This is a genomic window from Acidovorax sp., assembly GCF_046341535.1.
In the GTDB taxonomy this organism is placed as follows: Bacteria; Pseudomonadota; Gammaproteobacteria; order Burkholderiales; family Burkholderiaceae_C; genus Acidovorax.
This window is the reverse complement of record NZ_JBKDRI010000072.1, coordinates 21408-28043: the sequence shown is the minus strand read 5'-3', so window position 1 is coordinate 28043 and position 6636 is coordinate 21408. Positions and strand designations below refer to the sequence as shown.

At 62.5% G+C, this 6636-nt stretch carries 5 protein-coding genes; all 5 read right to left on the bottom strand.

The features are described from left to right. Positions 1-224: 224 nt before the first annotated feature. The 5 genes from hslV to ACK543_RS04950 all read right to left on the bottom strand — a co-directional run bounded on the left by hslV (position 225) and on the right by ACK543_RS04950 (position 6599). Complete coding sequence (gene hslV / locus ACK543_RS04970; protein ID WP_409941741.1) at positions 225-794, bottom strand: ATP-dependent protease subunit HslV; 570 nt, start codon at positions 792-794, stop codon at positions 225-227. 210 nt (positions 795-1004) lie between these two features. Beyond that, the gene (locus ACK543_RS04965) at positions 1005-2780 is read right to left on the bottom strand and encodes an STAS domain-containing protein (protein WP_409941740.1); all 1776 of its coding nucleotides are present in this window, start codon (positions 2778-2780) and stop codon (positions 1005-1007) included. Between the two features lie 69 nt (positions 2781-2849). Beyond that, positions 2850-3674 carry an RNA polymerase-binding protein DksA gene (gene dksA / locus ACK543_RS04960; protein ID WP_409941739.1) on the bottom strand — a complete coding sequence of 275 codons (825 nt, stop codon included), beginning with the start codon at positions 3672-3674 and terminating at the stop codon, positions 2850-2852. Positions 3675-4126: 452 nt separating this feature from the next. Continuing rightward, on the bottom strand, positions 4127-5191 hold the full coding sequence (locus tag ACK543_RS04955; RefSeq protein WP_409941738.1) for a CobW family GTP-binding protein: 1065 nt from the start codon (positions 5189-5191) through the stop codon (positions 4127-4129). A gap of 169 nt (positions 5192-5360) precedes the next feature. Then, positions 5361-6599 carry a class I SAM-dependent rRNA methyltransferase gene (locus ACK543_RS04950; RefSeq protein ID WP_409941737.1) on the bottom strand — a complete coding sequence of 413 codons (1239 nt, stop codon included), beginning with the start codon at positions 6597-6599 and terminating at the stop codon, positions 5361-5363. Positions 6600-6636: the final 37 nt, after the last annotated feature.

The following is a 6636-nucleotide window of genomic DNA, read 5'->3' as shown; positions in this document are numbered from 1 at the left end:
GATACTGTCGGCGCAGTGCATGAATTTGGTATCGTTGTTCTCGGCTCAGGTGTGTATAGGGCATCGTGTCTTTCCATGACGGCTAGGTCGGGGAGGACATCCTATGCCTCCTGAGCCAACCTAGCTTTTTAACGATGCACTTTGTTGTTGAATCCGCGGCCAAATCTGCTGCCGCCGCTTGCTGGTAAAGCGCCAACAGCTATCAAATCAATACCAAAGACCCCTCAGAGCGACTCGATGGTGTGGTTCATGTTGGTGTAAATGCACAACTCGCCTGCGATCTCCAGCGACTTTTTCACGATCTCCAGCGCAGAAAGATCGGTGCAGTTGAGCAACGCCTTGGCGGCAGAGTGGGCATATGCGCCGCCCGACCCGATGGCCACGATGCCCTGCTCGGGCTCCAGAACGTCGCCATTGCCCGTAATGATCAGGGACGCACTGGCGTCTGCGACGGCCAGCATGGCCTCCAGGCGTCGCAGCACGCGGTCGGTGCGCCAATCCTTGGTCAGCTCGATCGCGGCGCGGGTGAGGTGGCCCTGGTGTTTCTCCAGCTTGGCCTCGAAGCGCTCAAAGAGCGTGAAGGCATCCGCCGTGGCGCCCGCAAACCCGGCCAGAACCTTGCCGTGGTAGAGCTTGCGCACCTTGCGCGCCGTGCCCTTGACGATGATGTTGCCCAGCGTGACCTGTCCGTCACCGCCGATGACCACCTGCACGCCCTGCGGAGTTTCACGCCGCACGCTGAGGATGGTGGTGCCGTGAAACACCGGATGGCTGTCGTGTGAAGAAGTTTCCATAGCTGCCGCACATGGGGGTCAAGCCGGTTTTTGCAAGCAGGGCGGCGAGAGCGCGAACACGAAACGACACGCCAATGCAGGTTCACGCGTTCGCATGCGCTTGCGGCTTATTGCCTGAAGCCCGTTGGTCGGCGGCCGGAGCATCTGCACCGGGTCGAATGCGTCATGCCGGTGCGCCCGCCCACCACCAGGGAGAGGCGTCAGCCCGATTTAGTTCTTGCGGGGAATGATGCGGGCGTGCTCGTTGATGCCAATGACGTTATAGAACACCGCTACCAGGCGCTGCAGGTTCTGGAACTGGATCACATGCCCCTCGCTCTGCCGAGCGGCCGCCCAGTTGAGAACGGACCCGGCTGCGCCAAAGTCGACACGGATCAGCTTGTCGCACGAAATAGTCAGCGGCACGCCCGGGCGAATAAAGGCTTCGAAGGGTTCGAGCATGGGCACTGCGTCGCCTTCGATGTATCCTGCAAGCTCCGCCACAGGGGTCCTGTCCAAAGTGCCCATGATCGAATCCACCATGGAGGACGGGCCAAAGTCGCTTTCTTCGGCCTGAGACGCCGAGCCTGATGGGACGCCTCGATCGTCGGCGTAACCGCAACGGGGCGGCATCCAGGACGGAGGTGAGACTTCGTAGGTGACGCAGTAATCGAGCGCCACCAACTCGAACTCTTCGGGGTTACCCATCAAGCGCAGGGAAGCCATGCGCAGGCGCCACCACTCTGGACTGGTGGATCGATCGCCCGATTGCGTCTTTGACCCCAGCAATCCAATGAGCCTCTCGACGCCCGAAAAAACAAACTGCCCCTCGCGCTCGGCCCACCGGGTGAATTGGTCGGCCAGCAGCGGGACGGCGGCCTCGTCAATGGACGCCAGACGCGACCAAGACAGGGTCCAGGGAGCGGCTGTTCGTGCCAGAGATGCCTGCAGCGCTGCCACCGAGGAGACAGCCACCGAGGCCGGCGCGTTCCAGCTGAATTCGCGCTGCACGGCTCCCGGTGCGGCCACCGACGCTGCAGCGGCCGGGTCGGCCAAGCCAAGCAGCCCGGGCATGGAAAACCACAACGGCGCCGATCGGCTGTACTGGGCAGCGAAGTCCATCGCCAGCGACTCAAAACGATCATGCTGGCCTGTGGCGCGATACAGGTCAAACAGCGTCATCCAGATGATCATCTGGTCGTCTGGCGCATCGTGCTGGTGCTGGGCAAGCACCTCCAGCAGACCGGTCTCGGCACCGGCATGGTCACCGTTGGCAAAGCGGATGGCCGCTTCTTCCAGATCGGGCTCGTGCACAAATTCCTCCGGCTCGGAGAGCGCCATCGGCGCTGTGTGTTCGGCCAGCGAGGGCGCGGCCCGAGCCGCAGATTCGCCATAAGTGCCATCTGCGCCTTCATAGACCATGCTGGCGTCACCGCCTCCGAAATTCGCCACAGACATGCTGTCGTCGGCAAACAGCGGCTGAACGGCCGGCTTGCTCTGCAGCAAGGCGGACATGCTGGCAGGTGCCGTCGGCGCAAAGGCCCTGGCGCTGGCCGCAACGGACTCCGAAACGTCCGGGAAACGGTCGGCGGGCCTCTCGTTGACTGGCATCTTGTCCTGGCCGCTGGCCTCGTCGGTGGACTGCTTGCCCTTCCACCACTGCTGGGACATCTGCGCCTCGATCTCGTTGATCTTCTTGAGCGTGACGGCACGCTCATTGGGCGACGCCATGCTGCTCTGGAAGAACGAGGGACGACCACCGGGATCTTCGGTGCGCTGACCCTGAATCGCTTCGCGCTTGCGCAGATTGCGAAGCTCGTCGAACTCGCGGCGTCGGACGAAGTCGTTGCGCCGCTTGCGCTCGATCATCTCCTTGAGCATCTGCTTGCTGTACTCGCTCTCGCGGTCGTCCAGCCGAGACTCCAGATCAGCCCAACTCACCGATGGATTGCGCACGAACCGCACCACCTTTGACAGCAGACCGGGGTTGGAATCTTCCTTGCTCATGGGGCGGAAACGATTGGTGTGCACATGGGGTGGAATCCGTCACCCAGACCAACGGCCTGGAAGGAATGATCAGTCACCGAACATTTTCTGCTTGAGTTCACGACGCTGCTGAGCTTCAAGTGACAGCGTGGCCGTGGGCCTGGCAATCAGGCGGCCCACGCCGATCGGCTCTCCCGTTTCGTCGCAGTAACCGTAGTCGCCGGCGTCGATGCGGGCGATGGACTGCTCGATCTTCTTGAGCAGCTTGCGCTCACGGTCACGGGTTCGCAGCTCCAGCGCATGCTCTTCCTCGATGGTCGCGCGGTCGGCCGGGTCGGGCACCACAACGGTATCTTCACGCAGGTGCTCGGTGGTTTCGCCCGCGCTGTTGTGGATGTCCTGCTTGAGCTGAACCAGCTTGAGGCGAAAGAACGCCATTTGCTTGTCGTTCATGTACTCGCTATCGGGCATGGCGATGACTTCGGCATCGGTCAACTCGGCGGCGGACTTTGTCTTCCAGTTATTGGCCAGTTTGGGGTCTTTTTTTGCAGCGGTAAACGCAGGCTGCGCTTGCACGGTCGTGGGCATAGGGTGTAGGTAACTGGCTTTGGCAGCCGTGGATGCCACGGACTGTGCCATGGATGGTACGGTCAATTGGGCCAACCGGGAAGAGGGACGGGTTGTACGCACCGGCACCTCAGAACCGGGCCTGAGCACCTGGGTCGGGATGGGCGCTGCAGGCACAGCAGCAGCCTTCGCAGGCACAGCGGCGGTCTTCGCAGTAGCCTTCGCAGGCGCAGCGGCAGCTTTGGCGGGAGCCTTTGCAGCAGCCTTAGGCGCCGCTGGGGCATTCTTGGCTGCGGCCGGGGCACTCTTAGCGGCTTTTCCCTTGGATTTGCTGGTGTCGGCTTTCACTTCCTGGTCTCCTCGCGATACGGGCAGGCCCTGGCGCAAGCGCGGGCAAGGGCGGGTGGCAAGCCTTCCGGGGTCTGGAACCTGTTCAATGCTTTATGTAAAACACGTTGGAGCACCATCGGCAGGGGGCAATGCCTTAGATGCAGCGTATGAACAATAGCCCATACGAGCAACCAGGGCATGTGCTGGCCCGATGTCAATCCAACAGCCAGTCAAGTGCCGTGGCTGGAGATCTGCGGCAGGCAGTGCGGCGCTGGTGGGTCGCTGGGCTATTCGCTGCGATCCACACACCTTGCATCCCATTGCCGCAATATCCTTGTCCGGCTCCCACAAGGCATTGAACAGGTTCTTGCCGGGGCGCGATTGTATCTACCTGCGCTGACGCAAACGGAAACGTTGCAGATACAACACAGACGGGTGAAAAACGCCCCGCCTGCCAGGGCACGCCCGGTTCAGGCCAGGCTCTGCTCCAGCCCTTGCAAAAAGATATCCCTGGGCAGGTCGATGCCAATGAACACCATCTTGCTGTTGCGAGCTTCGCCTTCGGCCCACAGTGGCCCCAGGTCGCTGCCCATGAGCTGGTGCACGCCCTGGAAAATCACCTTGCGGTCGGTGCCCATCATGAAGAGGACCCCCTTGTAGCGCAGCATGCGCGGGCCGTAGATGTTGACGATCGCGCCCAGGAAGTCTTCCAGCTTGGCAGGATCGAACGGGCGATCGGAGCGATAGACGAAGCTCTTGACATCGTCGTCATGGTGATGGTGGTGGCCATGGCTGCCGCCGCCGTGCTGGTGCGATGGGTGGTCGCAATGCTCGCCATGCGCATGATCATGGTCGTGGTGCTCATGGCCGCCCTGGTCTTGCTTGAGAAAGTCGGGGTCGATGTCGAGCTTGGCGTTCAGGTTGAAGCCCCGCAGGTCGAGCACTTCTTTGAGCGGCACCTGACCAAAATGCACGGCCTTGATCGGCGCGCGCGGGTTCATGTGCTTGAGGCGGTGGATCAGGGCGTCGGTTTCCTCGGCGCTCACCAGGTCGGTCTTGGACAGGAAGATCTGGTCGGCAAACCCGATCTGGCGGCGCGCCTCCTGGCGGTCGTTGAGCTGCTGGGGTGCGTGCTTGGCGTCCACCAGCGTGATGATGGAGTCAATGAGATAGGTTTCGGCGATTTCCTCGTCCATGAAAAACGTCTGCGCGACCGGCCCCGGGTCGGCCACGCCCGTGGTCTCGATCACGATGCGGTCAAATTCGATCAGGTTTTTGCGCTTGTTGGTGGCCAGCAGTTGCAGCGTCTCGCGCAGGTCTTCACGGATGGTGCAGCAGATGCAGCCGTTGCTCATCTGCACGATCTGCTCTTTGGACTCGGTGACCAGGATGTCGTTGTCGATGTTTTCCTCACCGAATTCGTTCTCGATCACGGCGATTTTCTGGCCGTGGGCCTCACTAAGCAGGCGCTTGAGCAGGGTCGTCTTGCCCGAGCCCAGGAAGCCGGTGAGGATGGTGACGGGGATCAATGCCATGGAAACGGTCTCTCAAAAAAGAAATGCATAACAAAGGGCAACAGGTGCGGCGACCCGGTGGTCGGCACCTGCCGCGCCAGGGCGCGGGCCTCAAAAAATCAGTGTACCGATCGTGTCAAGCCCTCGACGGCAAAGCGCTGCAAAGCCGTGCGCTGGCGCGGGGCGGCGATCAGCCCTTGCGCATGACCACCAGTCCCTTGAGGTACTCGCCCTCCGGAAACTCGAGCGTCATCGGGTGGTCCTGCGCGCCCCCGAGGCGCTCCAGGATGTAGCCGTCCACACCGGCGTCGGCCCCGGCGGACGCCACGATTTTGTGGAACAGGTCGGCGCTGATGCCGCCCGAGCACGAAAACGTGAACAGCACCCCGCCCGGCGACAGCAACTGGAGCGCAAGCCGGTTGATGTCTTTGTAGGCGCGCGCCGCGCGCTCGGCATGGGCGGCGGTGGGTGCGAACTTGGGCGGGTCCAGCACGATGGCGTCAAAGCGCTGCCCTTCCTTGAGGAACTGGCGCAGCGATGCATTCACGTCGGCATCCAGGAAAGCTGCCTGCGCAGGATCGAATCCATTGAGCAGCACATGCGCCCGCGCGCGCTCCAGCGCAGGGCCCGACGAGTCGATCGAGATCACCTGGCCGCCACCCTGCCCGCCCGGGGCCTGCGCGGCCCGCATGCCAGCGAGCGCAGCCACGCTGAAGCCGCCGGTGTAGCAAAAGCAGTTGAGCACCCGGCGCAGGTTCAGACGCTGCACGTAGTCAGCAAAGCGCTTGCGACTGTCGCGCTGGTCCAGGTAAAAGCCGGTCTTGTGGCCTTCGGCAATGTTCAACGTCAGCTGCCACTGGTGCTCGCGAATGGTGATTTCCAGTGAGGGCGGGGCATCGCCTGCCTTGTCCGGCCCGCCGCGCAGCCAGCCCGTCGCAGGCTCCAGGCCCTCCAGGGCGCGCACGCTGGCGTCGGAGCGCTCGTACAAATGGGCCAGCCCGGTCTGCTTGAGCAGCGCGTCAGCGATCACGCCCTTCCAGCGTTCGGTGCCAGCGCTGGTGAACTGGGCGACCAACGTGTCGCCATAGCGGTCCACGATGAGCCCCGGCAAGCCGTCTGACTCGCCATGGATCAGCCGCACACCGTCACTATTTACATCAAATCTAGCCCTTGCGCTTATTGCGTAGGCACAAGCAGCTACAAAAAACGTAGCGTCTATGCGTTGTGCCTCGTCAAAGCTCCACACCCGTGCGCGAATGCGCGAGGCAGGACTGAACGCCGCCCAGGCGAGAAACCGCCCGTCGTGCGACTCCACACGCACCGTCTCGCCAGCGTCGCCGCCGCCCTTGGCGATGGCTGATTCAAAGATCCAGGGATGACGGCGCAGGAGCGAGCGCTCCTTGCCAGGGCGAAGGCGTAGGGTTTTCATGCACAGGATTGTCGCGGCTGGACAGGTCATGCGCGAG